Origin of the sequence: Paraburkholderia sp. RL17-347-BIC-D (assembly GCF_046027915.1) — a bacterium.
In the GTDB taxonomy this organism is placed as follows: Bacteria; Pseudomonadota; Gammaproteobacteria; order Burkholderiales; family Burkholderiaceae; genus Paraburkholderia.
Genome location: NZ_JARESS010000073.1, coordinates 1 through 22615, shown reverse-complemented (window position 1 = coordinate 22615; position 22615 = coordinate 1). Strand labels below are relative to the sequence as shown.

The following is a 22615-nucleotide window of genomic DNA, read 5'->3' as shown; positions in this document are numbered from 1 at the left end:
GCATGCCTGGTGTTCATGGCAGCGCCTCCAATCCTGCGAACAACTCGTCGAGCTTCGCGCGACGTTCCTGTTCCGCTCCGTGGCCGGGAATGCGCCAATCAGGCATGTAGCAACTCAGGCCGAGCAGGTCGTTGTTGTCGCGCAGCTTCTGTTCGAAGACAGTCGTGTACAGGCTGTCCGCCGGTGCGACTGCACCTGTGAAGTCGCGCACGACCCGAATGCTCTTGCCGCTGGTAGGTTCGACGTAGTCCTCGAGTTCTGCTTCGTTGGCGTACAGCTCCAGCCCGTTGCGGATCGCCCAGAACGGATCAATCTGGGGCTCCAGCGGATAGAAACCGTTCTGGAAGAACGGGCCATCATGCTTGTTCTCGCTCCAGACTTCGGTGCGCCATCCATCGCCGACCTTGCCGAAGAGCAGCGCGTCGACAACTTGTGGCTCAAACGCTAGCAGCAGGAAGATCCGGTTGAAGAAGGCATCGCGCACGATGCGTTTCCGACTGCAAATTTCGTTGAGTCGCGCCGTCAGCTCCGACGGCAACGCCAGGCTGACGAGCTTGCGATCGAGCCGGTCAAGGCGGTCGAAAACGTAGTCGTAGCTCGCCTGCGAGTTCGGGATGGAGACTTCGTTGTCGAGCCAGTCCAGCTCGACTTCGAGGACCTTGGCCAGGTAGGCATCGCGCCGAAGGCATGCTGTCTCTATCTTTGCATCGAGCCTGACGATGCTGGGCCGCCAAATCTTGACGGAGATCTTGGGGACCGTCTTGAGGGTCTTGAGGGTCTTGGTTGCCATGCTGCGCTCCTGTGTTCTGCAACGGTAGACACAGTTTAGGCAAACTGCTGCGCAATTCGGATAAAGAGTTTTCTTTGTAAAAAATGACCGCACCTGTTGTTGTTGCGCTCACCACCGAAGTGAAGCCAGCGGTTCGCGGCACCAGCGTTCACGTTGGCATCCCTACATGCGGCAGCCACGGCCGCCGAGCTGGTCGCGAAAGGTGGTCTTGCACCTGCTAGGAACGACTCGCCGGCAACCGGCCGTGGCCCCCGGACCATCCCCTTTTACATTTTTCCGAGATAAGCGCTACACTAGACACTGTATATCCATACAGTATTCAAGCCCCATGAGCGCCCTGCCGCGTCACCCCGAAGACATCCACCCCGCCTTATGGCGCGCTTCGCAGCTAGCCGCCGGCTTCGATCGGGTGGTGTCGTGCGGCCACGCCGCGCTAACCGCCGAGCTGCCGGGCGACGGCTGGCCTGCGGGCGCGCTCACCGAACTGCTCGCACCGCAGCCTGGCTGCGGTGAACTGCGTCTGCTGCAGCCCGCACTGGCGACCGTCGGATCCCGCCCCTTGCTCCTGCTGCAGCCGCCGCATCGGCTCCAACCCGCCGGACTGGCGTGGCTGGGCATTCCCGCAGCACAGGTTTGCGTGCTGCGCGCACCACGCACGGCCGATGCGCTGTGGGCCGCCGAGCAGATCCTGCGTGCCGGCACCTGCGGCGCCCTGCTCTTCTGGCAGGCCGAAGTGCGGCAGGAGGCGCTCCGGCGCCTGCATCTTGCCGCGCAGACCTCGGACACGCTGCTGTTCCTGTTTCGCCCGCTCGCGGCCGCCCAGGCGACGTCGCCGGCACCGCTGCGGCTTGCGCTGCGAGCCGCCAGGGGCGGTATTAAAGTGACGTTCGTCAAACGCCGCGGACCGCAGCGCGACGAACCCGTTTTCGTTCCTCTCGTACCTTCACCTGCCCTGTTGAGCCGATATGCAACTCTGGATCGGCGTACATCTGCCGCACCTCGCCCTCGAGTCGTTTCTCCCGCGCTGGTCGACGCCACGCCATGAGGCCGGGTTTGTCGTGCTGGAGAAGGATCGCGTTGTCGCGCTCGACCGCGCGGCGCACTCGGCCGGGATCGTGCCCGGCATGCGCCGCGGTGGCGTGTTGACGCTCGTTCCCGACGCGGTCATCCGGGAACGTGATCTCACCCGTGAAGCGGAGCTTGTTCGTGGCGTGGCGTTCGCCCTGCTGCAGTTCACCCCCCACGTGGTGCTGGCGGAGGAAGCGGTCGTGCTGGCCGACGTCTCGGCAAGCCTGCGCCTCTTCGGCGGCATCCGGCCACTGCGCCGGCGGGCGGGTGAAACGGTGACCGCGTTCGGCGTGACCGCGACACTTGCCGTTGCGCCGACGGGGCAGGCCGCGTGGCTCTTCGCCCGGTCATCGGCTGGCATCGCGCTCACGTTGCGCTCCGTCGACCGTACGCTGCGTCGCGTGCCGTTACCTGCCCTGCCGCCTGCGCGCCCCTACGCCGAATGGTTCGACGGACTGGGATGCGAAACGGTCGACGACATCCGGCGACTCCCCCGTGCCGGCCTCAAGAAGCGCTGCGGCACGGCCCTGCTGGATGCGCTCGATCGCGCGACGGGCGCGGCGCCCGAAGTGTACGAATGGCTGGAGTTGCCCCCCACCTTCAGCGCGCGGCTCGAGCTGCCCGACCGGATCGAGCATGCGGAAGCCGTGCTGTTCGCGGCGCGGCGGCTGATCCTGCAGATGACCGGCTGGCTGTCGGCGCGACAGCTGGCGATCGCGCGGTTTGTACTTGAGCTCGAGCATGAACGCGGCCGCGCGGCGGTGCCGCCGACGGCAATCGAAATCGCGCTTGGCGAACCGACGTCACGCGAGGACCACCTCGTGCGTCTTCTGAAAGAACGGCTGGGCCGCGTCGAGCTGGCCGCGCCGGTCATCGCCGTTCGCCTCGACGCGAAGGACGTGCGCGAAGCGGACGCACCCAGCGAATCACTGTTTCCTGAGCCTGGCGGTTCGCCACAGGATCATGCGCGCCTCATGGAACTGCTCGTCGCCCGGCTCGGCGCGCAGAACGTGCTCAAGGCGGCTCCGGTTGCCGACCACCGCCCGGAAGTCGCCGCACGCTGGCTTCCCATCGGCGAGACCGTCAGGCCCATGTTGCCGCCGCCAGATCTTCCGCGACCCACCTGGCTTCTGGACAACCCGGTGCCGCTCATCATGCGCGGCCACCGCCCGTTCTACGGCACGCCGCTGCGCATGGTCTCGCCGGGCGAACGCATCGAGGTCGGCTGGCAGGATGGGCACCCGGTGACGCGAGACTATTTTGTCGCGGAGTCCGAAGACGCGGTGCACTACTGGGTCTTCCGGGAGCGCGTAAGCGCCGTCGAGGAACGCGAGCCGCGCTGGTTCCTGCATGGCCTGTTCGGGTGATCGCCCATGGCGCCGACCTACGGCGCACTGCCCGACTATGCGGAGCTGCAGTGCGCGTCCAACTTTTCCTTTCTGCACGGCGCATCGCACGCCGAGGATCTCGCCGCTCGCGCCGCACAGCTCGGCTATGCCGCGCTGGCCGTGACGGACGAATGCTCGCTTGCCGGCGTCGTGCGCGCGCACGTCGAGGCGAAGAAGGCCGGGCTGCCCTTCATCGTCGGGTCGCACTTCCACCTGACCAACGCCGACGGCTCGCCGGCCCTGTCATTCACCGCACTGGCGATGACGCGCGAAGGCTATGGCAACCTCTCCGAGCTGATCACGCTCGGCCGCATGCGCGCCCACAAGGGCAGTTACCGGCTCGCGCCGCTGGATCTCGCGCACCCGGAGAAGCCTTTCGGACACCTGCGGGGACTGCCGGACTGCGTCGCGATCCTGTCACCGGACTACCCCGCCGATGAAGACAGACTGGATACGCAGGTCGAGTGGTTCGTCCAGACCTTCGGCGATCGCGCATGGGTCGCACTGACATTGCACGCGCGTGCAATGGACGATATTCACCGCGGCACCGTCGAACACGTCGCTGCGCGTCACGGCGTTCCCGTCGTCGCGACCGGCGCGCCCGTCATGCACGTGCGTTCGCGCAAACCGCTGCAGGACGTGCTGACGGCGATCCGGGTCGGCAGACCGGTCGCCGGATGCGGCTATGATCTCGCGCCCAACGCTGAGCAGCACCTGCGATCGCGTCTGCGGCTCGCCAACCTGTATTCGCAGCGCACGCTCGAGGAGACGCTGCGAATCGCTCGCCTGTGCACGTTTTCACTCGACGAGCTGCGCTATGAGTATCCGGACGAACTGGTGCCGGCCGGCCATACGCCGACAAGCTACCTGAGACAGGAGACCTACATCGGCGCACATCGCCGCTGGCCAGCGGGCATCCCGCATCAGGTACAGCAGCAGATCGAACACGAGCTCGCGCTGATCGGGGATCTGCGCTACGAGCGGTACTTTCTGACGGTCTACGACATCGTCCGGTTCGCGCGCAGCGAAGGCATCCTCTGCCAGGGGCGCGGCTCGGCGGCCAACTCGGCCGTGTGCTTTGCTCTTGGCGTGACCGAGGTGGATCCTGCGCGCTCGTCGATGCTGTTCGAGCGGTTCATCTCGAAAGAGCGAGGTGAGCCGCCTGACATCGACGTCGACTTCGAGCATCAGCGCCGCGAGGAAGTCGTGCAGTACATCTATCGCAAGTACGGGCGCGATCGCGCAGCACTGACTGCCGCCGTGACGACGTACCGCCCACGCAGCGCGCTGCGCGAATCGGGCAAGGCACTCGGCGTGGATCCGGCAATCGTTGATCGCGTGGCAAAGGCATATCAATGGTTCGATTCGAGTCGCGATCTGCTGAACCGCTTCGCCGAGGCCGGTCTCGACCCTGAAGCGCCGCTGATCGTGCAGTGGGCGAATTTCGCGGCGCTGCTGGTGGGCTTTCCACGACATCTGTCGCAGCATAGTGGTGGCTTCGTCATCAGCCGCGGCAAGCTGTCGAGGCTGGTGCCGATCGAGAACGCTGCGATGGCCGACCGCTCGATCATCCAGTGGGACAAGGACGATATCGAGGCACTTGGCCTGCTGAAGATCGACGTACTCGCACTCGGCATGCTGTCAGCCATCCGTCGCGCACTTGACATCATTTCAGAAAAACGCGGCGAGCCGTTCGAGCTGCAGGACATTCCGGCTGAAGATCCCGGCACCTACGGGATGATCTGCCGCGCCGATACCGTCGGCGTATTCCAGATCGAATCGCGCGCGCAGATGAGCATGCTGCCCCGCCTGCAGCCGCGCTGCTTTTACGATCTCGTGATCGAAGTGGCAATCGTGCGTCCGGGCCCGGTGCAGGGCGGCATGGTGCATCCCTACCTGCGTCGGCGACAGGGACTGGAGCCCGTCACCTATCCGAGCCCGCAGATGGAGCAGGCGCTCTCGCGCACGCTAGGCGTGCCGATCTTTCAGGAGCAGGTGATGCAGGTCGCGATGCTCGCGGCAGGATTCACTGCCGGCGAGGCTGACCAGTTGCGGCGCGCGATGGCCGCATGGCGTCGCAAGGGTGGACTCGACGCCTACTACGACCGCATCGTGAACGGGATGCTCGAGCGCGGTTACGACCGCGAGTTCGCCGAGGCCATCTTTGCGCAGATCCAGGGCTTCGGCGAGTACGGCTTTCCGGAGAGTCACGCGGCGAGCTTCGCGCTGCTGGTCTATGCGAGTGCATGGCTGAAGCACCATGAACCGGTCGCGTTCCTGGTGGCCATGCTCAACAGCCAGCCAATGGGTTTCTATTCGCCGTCGCAGCTCGTGCAGGATGCGAAGCGCCACGGCGTGAAGGTGCTGCCCGTCGACGTGACGCTCAGCAACTGGGACTCGGCAGTCGAGGGCAGATCGACTCGCGCGCCGGTCCGCCTCGGCATGTCGCTGGTACGTGGCCTGAAGGAGGAAGCCGCCGCGCGCATTGAGCTCGCGCGGGCTGTGCGACCCTTTGCCGATGTCTCCGATCTGGCACGACGCGCGCAACTCGATCGCAAGGATCTGCAGGCGCTCGCGGCAGCCGACGCATTGCGCTCACTTGCCGGCGACCGGCGTGCAGCTCTGTGGCATGCGGTGGCTGCGGTACCTGACCGGGATCTGCTGCGCGGCGCGACTGATGACGACGCGACGCCGGTCCTCGCGCCGATGACGGAAGGCCAGCAGATCGCCAGCGATTACCGGGCGCTCGGCCTGACGCTCGGCCGGCATCCGCTGGAACTGCTGCGCCCTCGCCTGCTCGCCCAGCGCCTGCTGCCGGCGTCGACGCTGGCCGGATTCCGGAACGGGCAGCTCGCGCGTGCCTGCGGCATCGTGACGGTCCGGCAGCGGCCGGGCACGGCCAAGGGTGTGATGTTCGTCACGCTGGAGGATGAGACCGGCCAGGTCAACGTCATCATCTGGCCGTCCCTACTGGAAAAGCAGCGACGCGAAGCGCTCGGCTCGTCACTGCTTGCCGTGTACGGCGTCTGGCAGCGTGAGGGCGAAGTGCGCCACCTCGTCGCGCACCGGCTGGTCGACGTGTCCCCGCTGCTCGGCTCGCTCGTCACGTCGACGCGAAACTTCCATTAGGAACCGGCGTACCATATTGGCGCACCTTCCTTCAAGGAGAGCCACCATGTGCTATTCAGCCCAGATCCAGGCGGACTACCGCAAGTACGTCAGGATGTTTGGCGCGCACATGAGCATCCGGGAGTTCGCACAGCTGTACTGGGAACGCGCCGAGGGCAGCAACATCAAGATTCCGAAGGCGATGGACGCCGCGTTCTCGGTTCCCGCGACGGACGACGAACGCCGGATCAGGGAAGCGATCGACCGGTTCAACGGCGAGCAGGCAACCAGGCTGGAGCAGGAACTGTTCAAGCAGCGCGCGCGGCTCGCCGACGCGGAACGCACACTTCAAGGCAAAACGACGAAAGCGGCCACCGAAAGCAAACGGATCGCAACCAGCAAGATCGAGTCGGCGCTGCGCGGGCTCGACGATCTCCGTCGCACCGAACTGAAAGACCGCGATTCGCGAATTTTCCCCGGTAACTATGCTCCGGTGATGATCATGGAAGACGGCAAGCGTGTCATCAAACCTATGCGATATCACTGTCGCCCGGCTGGCAAGCCTGCGTTCTACGACAAGAAATATCCCGGACTATACAATTCCAGGCTGGACAACCTTGAAGGCTTCTGGAAGGGAGTTTTTGGGTATTCGCACGGACTTATCGTCGCGAATGCGTTCTATGAAAACGTGAAACGACATCGCCTTGAAGGGCGCGAGCTCGCTGAAGGCGAACTGGAGGAAAACGTGGTCCTGGAGTTCAAGCCGCAGCCCGCTCAGGACATGCTCGTCGCCTGCCTGTGGTCGCACTGGCAGGCCCCTGGTGAGCCGGACCTTCTGTCGTTCGCTGCCATCACGGATGAGCCACCACCCGAGATTGCCGCTGCGGGCCATGATCGATGCATCATCCCCATCAAAACGGAGCATATTGACGCGTGGCTTTGCCCGGACCCCAACAACCTCGCGGCGCAGTACGCGATCCTCGACGACCGCCATCGCCCCTACTACGAACATCGAATGGCAGCTTGAGCTGGTCGGATCGCCAATCCTGCAGACGACCATGAGCACCATGAGCGTTGTAATATGCGCTTCTTCGTGGCCGAAAGCGCATTGGTACTTCAACGCGTGCGAAGAAGCATAGATCCCGCTGGGATCATCAAAATACCCATACACTGCATCGCGTTCGAATTCCGAGGTTTCTATGCACAAAATCGTTTGCTTGTTCAACCACAAAGGCGGCGTCAGCAAGACCACCACGGCATTTAACCTCGGCTGGATGTTGGCGAAAAAAGGCAAACGTGTATTGCTTGTGGATTTTGACCCTCAGTGCAATCTGACCGGGATGGTTATGGGGTTCAAGGGTGTCGATGATCTCGAAGGCATTTATGCTGCAAACCCACCGAACAATGTGAAGGATGGCTTGGCGCCAGCATTTGAAGCGCAGCCGCGCGCCATCCAGGCCTGCGAATGTATCGAGGTGCAGGGCAATGCTAATCTGTTCTTGCTGCCTGGCCACATTGCGATTTCTGAATACGAGACGACGCTCGGTGTCGCCCAGGAATTAAGTGGTTCGTTGCTGCCATTGCGAAATCTTCCGGGCGCTATTCGGTTCTTGCTCGATGCGACTGCCGAGAAGCTAAATGCCGATCTTGTCCTAGTAGATATGAGCCCAAGTCTAGGGCCGCTAAACCAAAATATCCTGACTACATCGGACTTTTTTGTTGTCCCGCTGCATCCCGACTATTTCTCATCAATGGCACTCAGTTCCCTTGCAAAGGCGCTCCCGCGGTGGCAAGCGTGGGCCAAGATGGCTCGGTCAATCGACGTTCTACTGAACGCTGACTACCCGTTCCCGGAACCACACGTGCAATTCGCAGGCGGCATCGTGCAGAAATACCGTCCTCGACTGGGAAAGGCTTCTAAAGCGTTCCAAAACTGGATCGACAAGTTGGAAGAAGGCGTCAAGAACACACTCGTGCCGGCTCTGGAGGGCGCAGGCATGCTCGATGCCACGGCCTTTAAGGAAAAGAGCGGTTTTCAGCCTTGGCAATGGCTACTCGAAGTTGCAGATTTCAACAGTCTCATTGCACGTTCCCAAGACCATCAGGTGCCGGTGTACGAATTGACGGCGGCCCAGCTCGATGGACAGAAGGGAGCCGTTTGGATCCAGACGAAGGCTGACATGGCGATCTTCGAGGCGAAATTCAGCGAGTGCGCTGACAAGCTGATCGCAATCGTCGCGTGAGCGTCTGAATGACCCCGCTGAATCACTTTGAGGCCGTTTGGGACCGATGTTCGCATTTATCGGCCATGCAAGCTTACCTTGCAGCGAATTCGGTTGGCGCACTGAGGCCAGACGAACTGCTGCGTTCTGAGTGGGTGGCTCGCGTAAGTGCCCTGGATCTTTACGTGCATGAATTGGTCGCCCAGAGGATGCTAGCAGTCTTCGACAGATTGCTGCCGAAGACTACGGCATACAACGCATTCATGTTGACATCGGAAACTGTCGATCGCATTCGGCAAGCGGGTACGCCAAGTGAGGGCAGCGCCGCATTTGATTTGGAGATCCGCCGGCAACTCGGATTCTTGAGCTACCAGTATCCAGACAAGATAGCCGATGGCATCCGGATGTGTTCTCCGGCTGAACTTTGGAATGACATCGCGTTGCACCAAGGGGCCACCCAGCAGAACAAAGCGACCCAAGCTAAGCAGATCAAGCGTCAATTGACGACGATAGTCGACCGGAGAAACAAGATCGCCCACGAGGGAGACTTGCAGCCCAAGGCGTTGCCAATCTCGCCTTGGCCCATTTCCCAAGGGGATCTAACCGTCGTTTCGGGCTTCATCGAAAAGCTCGTGAGGTCGATTGACGCGTGTGTCCATGCTTAGACATTAGGGGCGATCGTCGGCACATCGCTGCGTTGCAGTCACTCATGGCGGGAAAGTGAGAGACAGCTTCGGGTCGGGTGCAGACGATTGTCTGCTCACGGATTTCGAGCTACGCATCCCCATCGCGTGAGACAGCAACCGGCCATGAAGAGTCGGCCGCCGAGTCTCCTGCGCTGACGCCCGGATCACCGATTCTCTCTGCAAACGATCAGACAGCGCGCGTGCTGCCTTGAAGCAGTCCTATCAGGCGACGGAACTCGTCGTCATTTCTGTCGCTTTTCCAGCGGTTGACGAAGCGGCAAACCACCTGCAGATTACCTGCTTCGTAATGGCCGTCGCTATCGATCCGGTCCAGTGAACAGATCATCTCTGGATCATCCGCTGCATCTGGGTATTGCAATGGTAGTCCAGTGATTGCGCAAGCTTCTTCCTGAGCGAGGATCAGTTCCTTGACGTAGTCTGCGAAGATGGAATCGTTCGCGAATTTCACCTCTTTATTTTTTATCGTGCGCGTCACTTCCTGCCCATTCGAATTAGCACTCGTATGCGTGGCCGTGTACACCATCGTCAGCGCCGCACGACCCACCACGTCCTCTACCGAGGGCAGTCCTTTCCGGGAATTCTCGACCGCTTTTTTCCAGTTAGATTGCGAATGCCAAGGGGATAGATCGTCGCCATTGATAAGGGCATGTGCGTAGGCCACGTTCTCTGGCCTGAGGCGTACCGTCGTTCCCCGGTTCCACAGGAAATCCTGGGCGACAGGATGTATCGCGCTCCATAACAGACGCGCACTTTTTCGGTTCGTGTTTGACCAAGGCTCGACTGGCTTACGCATCACATAGATCATCGTTCCCTCCTGGCCAGGAGCGCGCGACTTCTCCAGTGTTGTCGAAGAAGGATCCGGTTTCGAGATCGTCCACCACAGTTCGTCTTTCTCGCGGTGCAGCCAGATGTCGCCATCAGAGTGGCTGAAGATATCGGGCAGGTTGTACCAACGACCGGCCGCATTCTTTGTAAGAGCTTTGCCCGTCACCGATTTCTTGGTCGCGACGGCTAGCGCCACGTAGCCGTCCCGATCCTCATTTACCCGAAGAGGCCACAGATCCGTATCCTCAATCATGGCTATCGCAGCCGCGTCCCGACATTCCGGCCAGAGATAATTTTTCGGACCAAAGTTGGCAAGTCGGATGTCCATCGGGAGAGTGCCCTCAACGTAAGCGACTTGTGTCGCGCATTCGCAAGTATAGATAGAACGCGCAGGTCGAAAGCGCTCTCTGTGGGTTAAGAAGGGTGTGCAGTGGCCAATCGTCGATGCTGACAAGGGAAGCTTGCCGCCGATTTAAATCAAGTGGCCGGTTGACGTTCGTTCGAGGTCATGTCCGCGCAATCACGTTGACGTCGGCAAAGACCACCAATCAGCGATGATATCCCTGACGAGTGACCGATGTACCTCGGAATCCGACTCCCGGACTGCGATCTGCAGACCGGCCGAGTTGCGTCGATCCGCGACATTCGAAACTCCCGCCTAGACGCCTAGCGTACGAAAAAGTCCGAATCTTGACGGCACCCCATATCGCACCATCATTATTGAAGGGAAACCGAACTCCAGTCTGCCGTTTGGATCGCTCGTGTCAAGCGATCTTCTTTTTACCCTCGGGTCGCGGCAGGAGCAACCTATTCAATATCAATACCGATCGCCCGCCAGTCATGCTCCGTACGACAAGGCCACCACGACGCGGGCCGCGGTGCCTCGCAACTTGCCTTCGATTTCGATCACCGACGAAGAAGAATGCTCTCCGGCAATGGAGAGTGCAACCTCGATTCCGTCAGAGACCGTAGTCAACTGGTAGCCCGGCGCGTCTGCTATTTCACTAAATAGCCAGGCATACGATCCGAGTGATGGAAGCATGTCTCGCAAGATGTTCAGGTTCAGCGATGCACCTTCAACCAATTTGAGCAGAGCTGAACTCCGAACACTACCAGCACCGGTTTCCTGAAGCGATATCCTGATCGACGTACCGATGATCGGCGCAATGCGCTGATGCCTTCTGGCATAGGCGTCCACGTTGCCAAACGTAACACCAGTCCGCTTTTGGTAGTCCACGTAATCCTGAAGGCTCCCCAGGAAGCGGGTTAGCGTGTGGATTTGATGAATTTTCCCATCTCGGCCAGCTCGTGCGCCCAGAAGATCGTGAGGCCGCCGGTTTGCGCCTGCTGCAGGTTATGCACCTTGAAAACCCCTGTCAGAACCGACGCAGGCACAACCTGGTTGGTGCCGAATTCCCGTGTCCAGATCCCGGCTTTGACCTGTGCATCGTTATTCACCCGCTTCACGCTGTTGGTCGAGCTGTTCGATACCTTGCACTCAACCGGCATCAACCGGCCGTCGAACAGGCGAACCGGGACATCGGCCTTGCGGCTTCCGACGAAGCATTCCGCGCAGAACTCGCCGGCGGCCGGGGCATCGGCCAGCGTGCGGATCTCGCGGGTTTTAACCTCGCGGAAGCCCAGCTCGTCGACGAGATAGCGTTTGACCGCCGCTTCCTGTTCGGACTTGCCCGTATGACGTCTTTTCGTCGACACACGCTGCACGGTAATGAGGGCAGCGGACGCCAGAATCGCGGCGTGCTTTTCAGCCTCGGTCGGCTGGCGGCCCGCGGTAACCCACGGAAATCGCTCAGGGTCGAGTGCCTGGACGATCGTCTGTAGCACTTTGACAGCCGCGTCAGCATTTTCCGCGATGCGCGTGGCATTCAGGCTCGATACGTCCGCGATGACCTTCAAGTCATCTTCGGAAATAGGCGGGCCGGCGAGGTAGCGCAGGGCCCCGTCGAGTTTTTCCCGGAAAAGATCCCCGATCTGCGCCGCCGTCAGCGACGCCGGATTTGCGATCCCGTAGTGATCGAACAGCCGCTGGAATTGCGCCTTGTTTTCATCGAAGACGGCTTTCCACTGTTCCAGCGGTTCATCAAGGCGTTCCTTGCGGAATCTGGTCTTTGCTTCGTTTACCCCTGCGACAAGTTCCTGGTCGGTCCAGCGTGGCGGTGCAATTGCGCTCATGTAAGGAATTGTTCTTTTGGAATGAGGATGCGTTCGACTTCTTTGGGTTCGAACTTCGTCAGGCCGCCGGCATAGGTCCGGCCGCTTTCAACACCGACATTCTGCCTCAACCACGCGGCGAGGTGATCCAGGGCGTCATGGCCCAGCGGCTGGCGGGGATACAGACCGTGCGCGATATTGATATGCCGCGCGCCGCACAGATTGCGGACAAAGGCCGGTGCCCGACGCGCCATGTACGTGCAGACGATTGGAGCCGGGTCTTTGAGTCCGACCGCCCACCAGGCGCGACGGTGCCGCGCGATATAGGACTGATCCGCGCCGTTTTGCTTGGCCCATTTGAGGAAGTGTTGCACGGCCTTCAGATGGTCCGCGTCAAGCTCATCGAGATCCGCCGGAAGATCGATAACGCGTTTCAGTCCTGCTCCGTCCGCGAGAACGTCTCCGGCGTCGAGCAGATCCCTCGCCTTGGTGACCGTGGCTTTCAGGACCGATTCCGGCAGTTCATTCACATGGCGACCGGCGATCCAGACGCTGTTGCCGCCCGTCACCTGGCCGCGATGAACCCGACACAGCTCGCCAAGCTCGACATAGCCGGATGGAACGGCCGCGCCCGGTCGGATGATCGTCGACCAGCGGTTCGACTTCGCCACCACGTCCCATGGGACGGCAGTGCCGGCGGACAGGCAGTTCAGGCTTTCAGGCGTCGTGACTTCGCGCACCTTGAGGGTATCGGGCCGTTGGCCAACCTTGAAACAGGTGATCGTCCCCGTGGTGGTCGCATCGGAAAACGGCATCGCTTTTGGATTGAGCATATGCAGCCCTACCCCGCCCAGTTTTCTGGATAGCAGCTGGCGGAGTGTCGCGCCGTAATTCACGTCCAGCCATTCGGATGACGTAATAAAAGCACCGACATCGCCATCCTTCGCCAGTTGCAGCGTGCGGACGAAGAAATGGATATGCAGGCCGGCCAGCTTGCTCGCCTTTACGCCGTATTCAGCAGCAGCAGCCGCGAACCAGTCCTTCCAGTCGTTGCCGATGTTGTGATGGCGCACATAAGGCGGATTGCCGATGAACAGCGTCGCGCCCTTCGCCGTCGCAGGCTTCGCCTTCCGGTAGTCGTCGACTATGATCGTCGTGCGCTTTTCGAGGCCGCGAACGGCGATATTGGCGCGCAGCATCAAAGCCGCCAGCGGGTCGAGTTCGATCCCGATGAGCTTGGCTTTCTTGAAGGCTTCCGCTGCGGCAAGAAGGAATCGTCCGCTCCCCGCCCCTGGATCGAGCACCTGTGCTGGCTTTGTCTCCGCCGCCGCCCAGCTCATCATCGAACGGATGATAATGGCCGGCGTGTAGGTCGCGCCGTCGGCGCGGCGGTCTTCGGGCGTGCGAATAGTGGCAAAGGCGTCGCCGAGCGGGTCGTTTCCGGCGAGAATGTCCTTTCGGATACCGGCAAGGAATGCCGCTTCAACGGTTCGCCGGGCAACCTTCTTTTTCAACGTTTTTTCGCCGGAAGAGAGCGCAGCCGAAGGCCCGACCAGTGCTGCGGCGACAGCAATCAGGTCGTTTTCCGTTTTTATACTGTTCATGACTGAAGGCGTCGCTTGTGGTTTTCCCACATCTCGGCGAAAAGGGCCTTCAGCGTCATTCCTCGACTGGTGGCTTCGAGCTTCACTTCATGCGCCAGCTCGGGAGTCATGCGGAATCCGACAATCTGCGTATTGTCGTCAGACTTGGCGTATCTGCGGACTGCTTTGGGTTTTTGGGTCGCGTCCATGGCCGGTAGGTTTTGTCGACTAGTCGACAGTATAGCTGAGCTTGTGGAATGCGAAGGCCGAGGCAGCGCGACTGTCTGCAACAGATGCCGCTCAATTTACCGCATGGGTTATGGCTGTAGGCCGCGTGAACGCCGGATGCCATGTAGCCTCGCTCGAAAAAGGTATCCGCTAACCGCTACGACTTTCCCCTCGGGATGCTCAGCCGGAATTCCGGTCGCGCGTGATCTTGGAACTCCATCCTCGACCGCGAGCGACGGAGGCTTTTCACGGGTCGATTCCTCTGCATCCAACGCACAATCGTATGGGGGTGCCGTCAAGATTCGGATTTTTTCGTACGTTAAGGACACGCAGTGGCGATTTGTCTGGATGAGAAGGCACAAGGGCCGGTGAAATGCAGATCGTCGCCTATTCTTAAGTGCTCCAGGCTAGGCCAGAGAAATGCGATGAGACCCAGCACGAAGTGGCTCTCCCTTATTGCCGTTGGAACATCGGTCACCTTGCTCGTGTCGCTAGCTTCAGCGCAGATCCAAATCATCGGACCACTTATCGCAGGAATTGCGGAGGAGGTCGGTAAGCAGACAGTCACATTTGTGATCGAGTTATGGAAACCGAATCCCCAAAAGACTGCTTACCCCGGCCCCTCGGTCGCTGGGCAGGGGCATCAGGCCGGCCCTCGCCCTAGTTCTAACAACCAGATATGGGAGTCACCCTCCTGCCCAGAGGGAACAACAGTGATCGGCGGAACCTGCACCATTACCAGTGGGTTCGGCTACAGCATTCAAAATTTCAGCCTTGAGCCAGGATTTAACGGTTTCTCGTGCAAATGGACTGGCCCAGTAACCAGCGCGACAGTCACAGCAACCTGCCTTCCTAAGCCTCCTACAGCTTCGAGCCACTAGGAACGTCGGATTGAGGTGTACCTCAACCCGACGTCAGATCAATGTTCAGAACGCGTCAGATTAGGGTCGCTTTCGTCATTCCATGACGTTGTTTCGTCGATCTTCTAGACGCCAGTCTGACGGATTTGCCACTAGCGTACGAAAAAATCCGAATCTTGACGGCACCTCGTATGCAACGGTCCTCGCGCTCGTGACCTTTCCCTTCGCGTGATCGGGATCTTTGGTGCAGACCATGGTGTCTCGGTTTGCACGGGTACGGCAAACGTCGCGCCAAACGCCTAGCTGTAGCGGCCCGATAACATAAATCGCCGGGACCGATTACATCGGCGGTTTCGGGACCACATTGGTTGAGAATATCGGCGCGCCTGGGACCACATTACATGAGAACGGGCCCACGTTATTTGATAACAGCCCGATAACATCCGTCAGGGACCACATTAGGCGAGAACGCTACAGCGGCACGCCGGGAGCACGCCGGGGGACGGCGGCTAGGATTCAAGGGGCGTCCCTTTTCGCCCTTGGATTCAACCGGTCGACGCAATACCCTAGGCTGCCTGAGCAGCGGAGGTATTGAAATGAAACAGAGACGGCGGATCTACTACACGGAAAGCCAGAAAGCGGTAATGTGGGAGCGCTGGCGCAAAGGCGAGTCGCTGCAACAGATTGCCCAGATGTTCGATCGAAACCATTCATCGGTGCAGGGTATGCGAGCGCTAACTGAAGGAAGACGGAATTCGCTGGATCGGACGCCATTACTAATCAAAAGACTTGCCAACGAATTCGGTCACGCGCCAGATGACGCGGAACCGAATTCGTTGGACTTTGGACTTGCCGGATTTGTGACGCAAATTTGTTGGACCAGGCGGAGGGTAGGGCCGGTTGCGAAAGGCTGCGCGCGGCCAACTACGTCGGTGCCCCGTACTTTCATGCGGACGTTCGAAGGTCGACTTCGCCCGATAAAGCGCGCACGCACATCTAATGACAGGCAAGCGGTGGACTATCGGCGAAAGCCACCCCAACATACCCCGGATTTTGCTTAAATAATGCCGCGTAACCAGTGAGTGCAAGGCCCCCCTCGACTCGGTTGCTACTTGTCCAACTAGTGGTGTCGGGTTGCCCAGCTGCGTGCAGGCAGATCTGTTCACGAGGCACCGCCGGATCAGACGAGAGAGGGATACTAGTGGACGTCCACGCCGAGCACTTGACACTGTCGGTAGCTTGCGCCCCGTTATTCGGATTGGATGACGCCTGCAACTCGACGCCTTCCGGGCCGACGGCGTCGCCCGCAAGATCGACACGGTACAACGGAATCTTGGGGAAGTTCGGGACGGTGCCGATATATGTGCATGAAGCACTGGTGATCGTAATCATCGCCTTGCTACCAGCAACAAGAGTCGCGCGGGCAGTGCCAACGTAGTCGCTACTGATTCCACTTTGATTTGTTGCAGAAGTACCAGGATCTGACTGTGCTGCAACAATAATCAATAACTCTTGACTTGTCTTTCCTGGAAGGAGCGAAGTTATTTTCTTGTTAAAGCTTCCATCAGCCGCCACTAGTTCCCCAGAGCCAACGAGAGAGTCATCCAGGTAAAAATATGCATAGAGCGGCTCGGAACTCGATGGATTGGCATTGATAGTTCCATAGATAGTCGTCCCGGTCGTCGGATCAATTGAATAAGTCCCGGCTGGCAATGCCTGGCTCGGATTCTTATCAGGAAGAATAGAGATTTTTCCGGAAAATTGGTGTTCTGATCCGCTCGGTGCTGCAGCGTAGAGCTTGGCCAAATCTCCGTCGGAATAGAAACTTGCAGGGGCATCAGTTGCAAATAGTCTAAAAGTAATTCCAGCAGAGCCATATGATGAAAATTTGGGCCAATTAAATTTTATGTTTTGTGATGTTCCGGGTAAATTTGGATCGTAAATCATGAATCCTTGATTTTGTTTCCATGAATAAACTAACACCGAGTGTCCATCCCCGATACTAGTTGGATATTTAGAAAAATCTAGACCCGTAAAAATGTCCAACATTTGCGGCAACTGTGTGAATACCATGTAGCTGACTAATTTCTGCGCCGTCCATGCATCATATCCGGACAATGGCACCATAGCATTATATGCATCTACAATTACGCTTCCATTTTCGTTCTGTGTTTTATCGAGCGTTGCATAAATTAGTTCGCGTGCGAGATCCATCTCCAGTGGGTTCGCGACCAAGGGGTTCACGATCAATGGGTATGTAGATCCAAAATAGTTCGTAAAGAGCGCTGGATTATTTTTTGCAAAATTCCATTTGGCAAAAGCGGTCAAGCCGTAGCACGCACCACCACCTGCTACCCCATTTGGTGTGGAAAAATTCTCTACAGCGAACCCGTCTACATTTGGACGGAACTTGGTGTCGATCGAGTCAATGGGGCCTGGAATTGGAAGAGTGCCAGATATAGAAGCTGTGCCAGACATGGCAGCAAAGAGTCCGTTGACATACCCAACGATGAAATCTGTAAAGTGGTGTGTACGGAAGGTGATCATGCCCGCAGTTCTATCAAACGAAATGACTCTAACCGCATCATATTGTTTGATGCTCTCGTTCCAATAGAGGACAACCGGTACTTCGTTCGGGCCGACCGTTGCTGTGTTATAGGGAACCCTTACCGTAACCGAAGCAGCGAATTCTGCAGTGGACGTGTGGGTGAGCCGGATGACCTTGGATACGACTTTGGCCCCGGTAGCAACAGCGGCGGGATTGAGCGGGCCAGGAAGTGTATCGCTGTACCCGATCGAAATAGTGTCCATGCCGCTCGTTCCAAGAGCGTTTGGGGGAATGTTTACGACCGTGCCATTCAGCGGGTTGCCCGGTGCGTCAACAACAATTGATGCACCCTTTGCGGCGTCGACGGTTTGCGTCAGCACCACTCCGGGCCCGTTTCCGACGCCGCTACTGCCTTCGCCTCCACTACTGACTCCGCCCCCGCACCCGGCTAGCGCAGCGAAGCAGATTGCCGCTACCCACGAATGCACGCCCATAGTGGTCTCGCTCCACGACCGACAAAGGTTCGGCGGCGCAGGTCATCAGCTTTAGGAGCTGTACGCGCAGCATCGGTTGCCCCAAGGTACGCGCGCTCCGTAAGCGTCCTGGGCCCCTCATGGACGGCCGCGAGAGATTTGGCACCCATGGAGCAGATGAGAAAAACAAAATTACCGCGGCGCGTTCGTTCGACTGGTTGACACAACGCGCCTTTCTCTAGTCTATCCAGCAGCGCGACCAGTCCAACGTTTTGGCGGACGTGGCGGGTAAATAGGCGGCTGAATACCTGTATGAAGTAGCGCCAACTGCCGCAGAACGCGCGCAAGGCATCGGGCACGGTGAAGCGGTTCGCGTCCTGTACGCTGGTCACTACGCTGGTGTGCAGGTTATCGACATCATGAAGAATGACGGGTGTAGCGACCGGGAAACGCTTCAGGATCGTCGAACGTCGTGAATATCACTACGTTTTGTCGCGGCACTGAAAGCGCCACTATCGGCTGCCTGCTGCACCTGAAACGGTTAACGGAGCGATTTATGTTATCGGGCCGCTACACCTAGCCCCCGGCGTCAGACTACTTGTCGTGTTATCTGATTCCTATAGACATGGTCCGGGGGCGGTAAAATCAGGGTGAATGAAAGCCTACTCAGCAGAAAGAAAAGAAGCGCTGGTGCGGCGCATGATGCCGCCGGAAAACGCGCTGGTGTCGGCGCTAGCCAGGGAAACGGGAATTACCGAACAGACGTTGTATACGTGGCGCCGACAGGCGAAAGGACATGGGTTGGTCGTGCCTGGCGATGGAAAGAGTCCTGAAGGATGGTCTTCGGAGGACAAGTTTGCAGTAGTGCTGGAGACCGCGCCGCTCAATGCAGCGGAGCTGGCCGAGTATTGCCGTCGAAAGGGTCTTTATCCAGAACAGATAGCCGCCTGGCGGGCCGCTTGCCGTTCGGCCAATGCGAATGCCACGGAGCAGGCACGCGCGCAGCGCCAGCAGTCGAAGGACGACAAAAAGCGTATCCAGCAGCTCGAGAAGGAATTGCAGCGCAAGGAGAAGGCGCTGGCGGAAGCGGCTGCGCTGCTGATTCTGAGAAAAAAAGTCCAGGCGATCTGGGGAGACAAAGAGGACGATTGATCAACGTCCCGGATCGCCTGTTATGTGTATCGTTGATACGCGAGGCGGCGCAGTCAGGCTGCCGGCTGGAGCAGGCCTGCAACGAGTTGGGCCTGAGCCTGCGCACGTTCCAGCGCTGGGTGGGTAGCGGCGACGCGGTGCTCGCCGATGGCCGCACGACGACCGGGCGGCCGCCACCGCGAAACAAACTGAGTGAGGCCGAACGGCAGCAGATTCTGGAGGTCGCAAACTGTGCGGAGTTTGCCAGCCTGCCACCCAGCCAGATCGTGCCGAGTCTGGCGGATCGCGGCGTGTATGTCGCGTCGGAATCGAGCTTTTACCGCGTGCTGCGCAGCGCTTCGCAGCAGCACCACCGGGGCCGTGCGCGCAAGCCCTCGGCCCGGGTGGTTACCAGTCATTGTGCGACGGCACCGAACCAGGTCTGGTCGTGGGACATCACGTGGATGCCGGCGGCGGTCAAGGGCCAGTACTACTACTGGTACATGATGCTGGACGTGTTCAGCCGCAAGATTGTTGCTCACGAAGTGCATGAAGCCGAATCGGCGGAACTGGCCGCGTTGCTGATGCGGCGTGCCAGTCTGGCCGAGGGCCTGGCAGGACGTCCTCTGGTGCTGCACTCGAGGTGGCTTCAGAATCCGGAATTTAAAGCACGGTAAGCCGTAGACGGGTATCGAGCACGTCCATCGTGGGGCGATAATTGCACCACACCGCCGCCCCTCCCTTCTTCGTGAAAAGCACACGCTCGGCAAAGGAACAAGCTTAGCGGCGACCTCAATCATCACCTCTGGGTGTATCGTTACGGGCACTCTTGTCGGCAAAACGGAGGACAAGTCGTGCCCAGAGTTCACTACGTCGCATACGGTTCCAACCTCCATCCGCTGAGGCTTATTGAGCGCGTTCCTTCCGCTCGAGAGCTGGGCGTCGTGGAATTGCTCGGCTGTCAGCTGACTTTTCACAAGCGTAGTAACGACGGCTCAGGAAAATGCCACCTTCATCTCCACTCGGAGCAAAAAGAGCATCACAAGGTATACGGCGTCTTATACGAGTTTGACTCTGATGAGAAGCAGCGTCTTGACGAATTAGAGGGTCGCGGCCAAGGGTACAGCGAACACCACAATCAATTCGTATTGCGTGAAGAAACCTATATGGCATATCTCTACAGCACCCAGTCCAGCCATGTCGATACCAGCGTTGCTCCTTATCACTGGTATAAGAAAATGGTTTTGGTCGGCGCACGGTTTCACGCCCTACCTGCGGAATATATTGATTATATCGAGTCAATCCCGTCGAAAGATGACCCGGACCCTAATCGGGTTAAAAATAGAGAAATGCTCATCCAACGAATGCATGAGTACAGCCACAAAACCAAAAGACAAACATGAAATAAATTGGGGATTATATGAACAAAATATCGCGAATGATTTTTTTTAGTGCAGGCATTTTCTTTGTACTCGCATCATCAAAAGCAGCAGAGATTAACGATATTTCATATAAGGGCACAAAATTTGGTGCATCTGAGAAAACATTTTCTCACCAGCACGAAAATGAAGGGTTTGTGTGCGCTGATGCGCCCAACGGAAACCCGGGGCGTTGGTGCCAAAGTGAAGTCGCGACCTATCTAAATTTAAAAACTCACACAACGGTTCAGTTTCTAGGCGATAAGCTGCTGCTCGTAAGTGTATTTTTTAACCCACCAGCTGACGTTGTTTTAAGCGCAACAATGGATGACACTATCGTGTCTAAAATTGGACATCGGTATGGCGCCCCGAACGAAACAGAATGGCCCAAGGAAGTTAATGGGGGAAAGTTATGGAAGAAAGTTTGGCATAGAAAAGATGGCTCTTCTATTGAATACCAGCATTACACCTCCACAAGCGGCCCTTTAAACCTTGATACGCGAAATATATTTATAATGTCGAAGGATGCAGACAAACTTGTGAGAGCCCAGAGCCCACAGAAATCAGATATGTAGCCCACGAACTACGCGGCCCCCGCGCCCGCCCATGCACAACTGCGCTGTCCGCACTGGAGTGTGGACAGCCCCGGCTCTCTGGCCGCTGTTCCGCAGTTGCGCACCGGCTCCCCACGATGTTCTCCCTACGGGCTTACCCCAAATTTCAACCGACGGATTGCCGTGCCGCCTGCTCCCGCTGCTAATCTCTGCGCAGTTTCTGACATCCACTGTCTCTACGACCCTTTGAAAACATGAATCGATCAATCATTTTCGTCACGCTGATGCTCGTCGGATGCGCTTCTCCTGCGGTTTTTCGCGATCCCAAGACGGGCCAAGTCGCTCAGTGCAACGCGACGACACCGGGGATATTCCCGATCATCGCTCAACACGAGATCGACGATTGCGCAGCGGCTTATGCGCGCATGGGTTGGCAAAAGCAATAAAAGCCCCCTGCATTGGATGTCGCCACTGGCTGCCGAACGATTTCCAGCGCGGGCCTTCGCGGGAGAAATCGTCAGGAAAGGAGACGCGTGAATTCGGCGAGCAATCCTGCCGCCACGACGCCTCCCGCTGCCTGTTCGAGCACTGAGCGCATGCTGTGCATCGTCTCCCGGATGATGGCGAACCGTGGTTTTGGCGACTTTGCCTGCGCCTCTACCGTCAGCATGTCAGCCTCGATTTCCCCGCGTAGCTCTGGCGATAGGTTGAGCGAGGCCAACTGCCCTCGCAGCTCGGTCATAAGTGCCGCGACCGCAGCCAGATCGGGCGGCGCCTGTACAAAGGTCTGTGTAGAGTCGGTGGTTGCCTGCTGGATTTGCGACTGCTGCATACCGTGAATGACCGTCTGGGTCTGCGCGTAATACGCGACCGATGCCGGCGTGGCTGGCGCGGGTGCACGGCTCTTTTCCTCCTCCGAAAACGTCATGTTCTCCCCTAACACCCCGCTGGCCTCCAGCTTCAGTGACCAGTCCAGAACCGTGTTACGCACCGTATCGACGATTGCTTGAACTGCTGCGCTGCCGATTGCGGTAGCTGGTTGCAGCCTTGGTGGCGACATCGCGTCCATCAAGTCCTTTTCGACCTCCGGAACAAACGTCACCATGAATTCGCCTGGTTTGGACGTGTTGTCGTTGAGCATGTTTTCGAGTTTCGCAATCGAGTCGGGTATCTGCCTCTTTGACAAGCGGTCAGCCCATTTCGGATCGCCAAATCTCAGCGGTTGCCATCCGTGGTAAGGGTTAAAGACCTTGACCGAACCGGCAAGAATTCGATAGTCAGGTATGTCCATGCCATCTTTGTAGCCGTTCATTTCGGCACTGACCCATTTCTCGAAGTCAGAGACGCCGAGTTTTCGAGCGACGACAAAGGCCATCCGCAGCAGATTGGCTACGCTGCTACCGGTATTTAACGCTTCCTGTTGCAACTCCAGAACAAGTGACGCCATCACGCTCCCCCGTTATTCCGTTGCGCCATTCTCGCATGCGATAAAGCAGCGCCAGTTGGTTCTGCGGATGGCAGTTAAGTTGACGTTGCTCCG

The 22615-nt window shown here is 58.7% G+C and carries 16 protein-coding genes and 2 pseudogenes; 10 read left to right on the top strand and 8 right to left on the bottom strand.

Features of this window, described 5'->3' with window-relative positions:
- Positions 1–13 precede the first annotated feature (13 nt).
- The gene (locus P0D96_RS43390; RefSeq protein ID WP_408320130.1) at positions 14–790 is read right to left on the bottom strand and encodes a hypothetical protein; all 777 of its coding nucleotides are present in this window, start codon (positions 788–790) and stop codon (positions 14–16) included.
- A gap of 328 nt (positions 791–1118) precedes the next feature.
- Here P0D96_RS43390 and imuA point away from each other — a divergent pair, with 328 nt between their 5' ends.
- The 6 genes from imuA (at position 1119) to P0D96_RS43360 (ending at position 9241) form a co-directional block, all read left to right on the top strand.
- A complete protein-coding gene (imuA, locus tag P0D96_RS43385) occupies positions 1119–1835 on the top strand; it encodes a translesion DNA synthesis-associated protein ImuA (protein ID WP_408320128.1) in 717 nt (238 codons plus the stop codon).
- Entirely contained in the window at positions 1756–3225 is a 1470-nt protein-coding gene (locus P0D96_RS43380) for a Y-family DNA polymerase (RefSeq protein ID WP_408320126.1), read from the top strand. Before imuA ends, P0D96_RS43380 begins: the two co-directional genes overlap by 80 nt.
- A gap of 6 nt (positions 3226–3231) precedes the next feature.
- Positions 3232–6375: an error-prone DNA polymerase gene (locus P0D96_RS43375; RefSeq protein WP_408320124.1), complete on the top strand. Its 3144-nt coding sequence runs from the start codon at positions 3232–3234 to the stop codon at positions 6373–6375.
- A gap of 46 nt (positions 6376–6421) precedes the next feature.
- Complete coding sequence (locus tag P0D96_RS43370) at positions 6422–7381, top strand: SOS response-associated peptidase family protein (protein ID WP_408320122.1); 960 nt, start codon at positions 6422–6424, stop codon at positions 7379–7381.
- 172 nt (positions 7382–7553) lie between these two features.
- Positions 7554–8597, top strand: a complete 1044-nt coding sequence (locus tag P0D96_RS43365) for a ParA family protein (protein ID WP_408320121.1) — start codon at positions 7554–7556, stop codon at positions 8595–8597.
- A gap of 8 nt (positions 8598–8605) precedes the next feature.
- Entirely contained in the window at positions 8606–9241 is a 636-nt protein-coding gene (locus P0D96_RS43360; RefSeq protein ID WP_408320119.1) for a HEPN domain-containing protein, read from the top strand.
- A gap of 208 nt (positions 9242–9449) precedes the next feature.
- Here the strand turns inward: P0D96_RS43360 and P0D96_RS43355 are convergent, their stop codons facing one another.
- From P0D96_RS43355 to P0D96_RS43335, 5 genes are all read right to left on the bottom strand, one after another.
- Positions 9450–10436, bottom strand: coding sequence for a hypothetical protein (locus P0D96_RS43355; protein ID WP_408320117.1), 987 nt, complete (start codon positions 10434–10436; stop codon positions 9450–9452).
- A 510-nt stretch (positions 10437–10946) separates the two neighbouring features.
- Positions 10947–11345, bottom strand: a complete 399-nt coding sequence (locus P0D96_RS43350) for a hypothetical protein (protein WP_408320115.1) — start codon at positions 11343–11345, stop codon at positions 10947–10949.
- A 29-nt stretch (positions 11346–11374) separates the two neighbouring features.
- Complete coding sequence (locus P0D96_RS43345) at positions 11375–12301, bottom strand: XamI family restriction endonuclease (RefSeq protein WP_408320113.1); 927 nt, start codon at positions 12299–12301, stop codon at positions 11375–11377.
- The gene (locus P0D96_RS43340) at positions 12298–13884 is read right to left on the bottom strand and encodes an Eco57I restriction-modification methylase domain-containing protein (RefSeq protein ID WP_408320111.1); all 1587 of its coding nucleotides are present in this window, start codon (positions 13882–13884) and stop codon (positions 12298–12300) included. Before P0D96_RS43340 ends, P0D96_RS43345 begins: the two co-directional genes overlap by 4 nt.
- On the bottom strand, positions 13881–14072 hold the full coding sequence (locus P0D96_RS43335; protein ID WP_408320109.1) for a hypothetical protein: 192 nt from the start codon (positions 14070–14072) through the stop codon (positions 13881–13883). The genes P0D96_RS43340 and P0D96_RS43335 overlap by 4 nt, the downstream gene beginning before the upstream one ends.
- 1475 nt (positions 14073–15547) lie before the next feature.
- Here P0D96_RS43335 and P0D96_RS43330 point away from each other — a divergent pair.
- Positions 15548–15697, top strand: a pseudogene (locus P0D96_RS43330) (IS30 family transposase); the annotation flags it as partial.
- 250 nt (positions 15698–15947) lie between these two features.
- Here P0D96_RS43330 and P0D96_RS43325 read toward each other — a convergent pair.
- The gene (locus tag P0D96_RS43325) at positions 15948–17762 is read right to left on the bottom strand and encodes a hypothetical protein (RefSeq protein ID WP_408320107.1); all 1815 of its coding nucleotides are present in this window, start codon (positions 17760–17762) and stop codon (positions 15948–15950) included.
- Positions 17763–18626: 864 nt separating this feature from the next.
- Here P0D96_RS43325 and P0D96_RS43320 point away from each other — a divergent pair.
- The 3 genes and pseudogenes from P0D96_RS43320 to P0D96_RS43310 all read left to right on the top strand — a co-directional run.
- Positions 18627–19744: pseudogene (locus tag P0D96_RS43320) on the top strand (transposase); the annotation flags it as partial.
- Positions 19745–19957: 213 nt separating this feature from the next.
- Positions 19958–20506, top strand: a complete 549-nt coding sequence (locus P0D96_RS43315) for a gamma-glutamylcyclotransferase family protein (RefSeq protein WP_408320105.1) — start codon at positions 19958–19960, stop codon at positions 20504–20506.
- 17 nt (positions 20507–20523) lie between these two features.
- A complete protein-coding gene (locus P0D96_RS43310; protein WP_408320103.1) occupies positions 20524–21096 on the top strand; it encodes a hypothetical protein in 573 nt (190 codons plus the stop codon).
- A gap of 496 nt (positions 21097–21592) precedes the next feature.
- Here P0D96_RS43310 and P0D96_RS43305 read toward each other — a convergent pair whose 3' ends face one another.
- Positions 21593–22522, bottom strand: a complete 930-nt coding sequence (locus P0D96_RS43305) for an AbiTii domain-containing protein (RefSeq protein ID WP_408320101.1) — start codon at positions 22520–22522, stop codon at positions 21593–21595.
- Positions 22523–22615: the final 93 nt, after the last annotated feature.

Coding starts and splice junctions, on each gene's coding strand:
- P0D96_RS43390 (WP_408320130.1), bottom strand. CDS start 790: ATGGCAACCAAGACCCTCAAGACCCTCAAGACGGTCCCCAAGATCTCC.
- imuA (WP_408320128.1), top strand. CDS start 1,119: ATGAGCGCCCTGCCGCGTCACCCCGAAGACATCCACCCCGCCTTATGG.
- P0D96_RS43380 (WP_408320126.1), top strand. CDS start 1,756: ATGCAACTCTGGATCGGCGTACATCTGCCGCACCTCGCCCTCGAGTCG.
- P0D96_RS43375 (WP_408320124.1), top strand. CDS start 3,232: ATGGCGCCGACCTACGGCGCACTGCCCGACTATGCGGAGCTGCAGTGC.
- P0D96_RS43370 (WP_408320122.1), top strand. CDS start 6,422: ATGTGCTATTCAGCCCAGATCCAGGCGGACTACCGCAAGTACGTCAGG.
- P0D96_RS43365 (WP_408320121.1), top strand. CDS start 7,554: ATGCACAAAATCGTTTGCTTGTTCAACCACAAAGGCGGCGTCAGCAAG.
- P0D96_RS43360 (WP_408320119.1), top strand. CDS start 8,606: ATGACCCCGCTGAATCACTTTGAGGCCGTTTGGGACCGATGTTCGCAT.
- P0D96_RS43355 (WP_408320117.1), bottom strand. CDS start 10,436: ATGGACATCCGACTTGCCAACTTTGGTCCGAAAAATTATCTCTGGCCG.
- P0D96_RS43345 (WP_408320113.1), bottom strand. CDS start 12,301: ATGAGCGCAATTGCACCGCCACGCTGGACCGACCAGGAACTTGTCGCA.
- P0D96_RS43340 (WP_408320111.1), bottom strand. CDS start 13,884: ATGAACAGTATAAAAACGGAAAACGACCTGATTGCTGTCGCCGCAGCA.
- P0D96_RS43335 (WP_408320109.1), bottom strand. CDS start 14,072: ATGGACGCGACCCAAAAACCCAAAGCAGTCCGCAGATACGCCAAGTCT.
- P0D96_RS43325 (WP_408320107.1), bottom strand. CDS start 17,762: ATGGACACTATTTCGATCGGGTACAGCGATACACTTCCTGGCCCGCTC.
- P0D96_RS43310 (WP_408320103.1), top strand. CDS start 20,524: ATGAACAAAATATCGCGAATGATTTTTTTTAGTGCAGGCATTTTCTTT.
- P0D96_RS43305 (WP_408320101.1), bottom strand. CDS start 22,522: ATGGCGTCACTTGTTCTGGAGTTGCAACAGGAAGCGTTAAATACCGGT.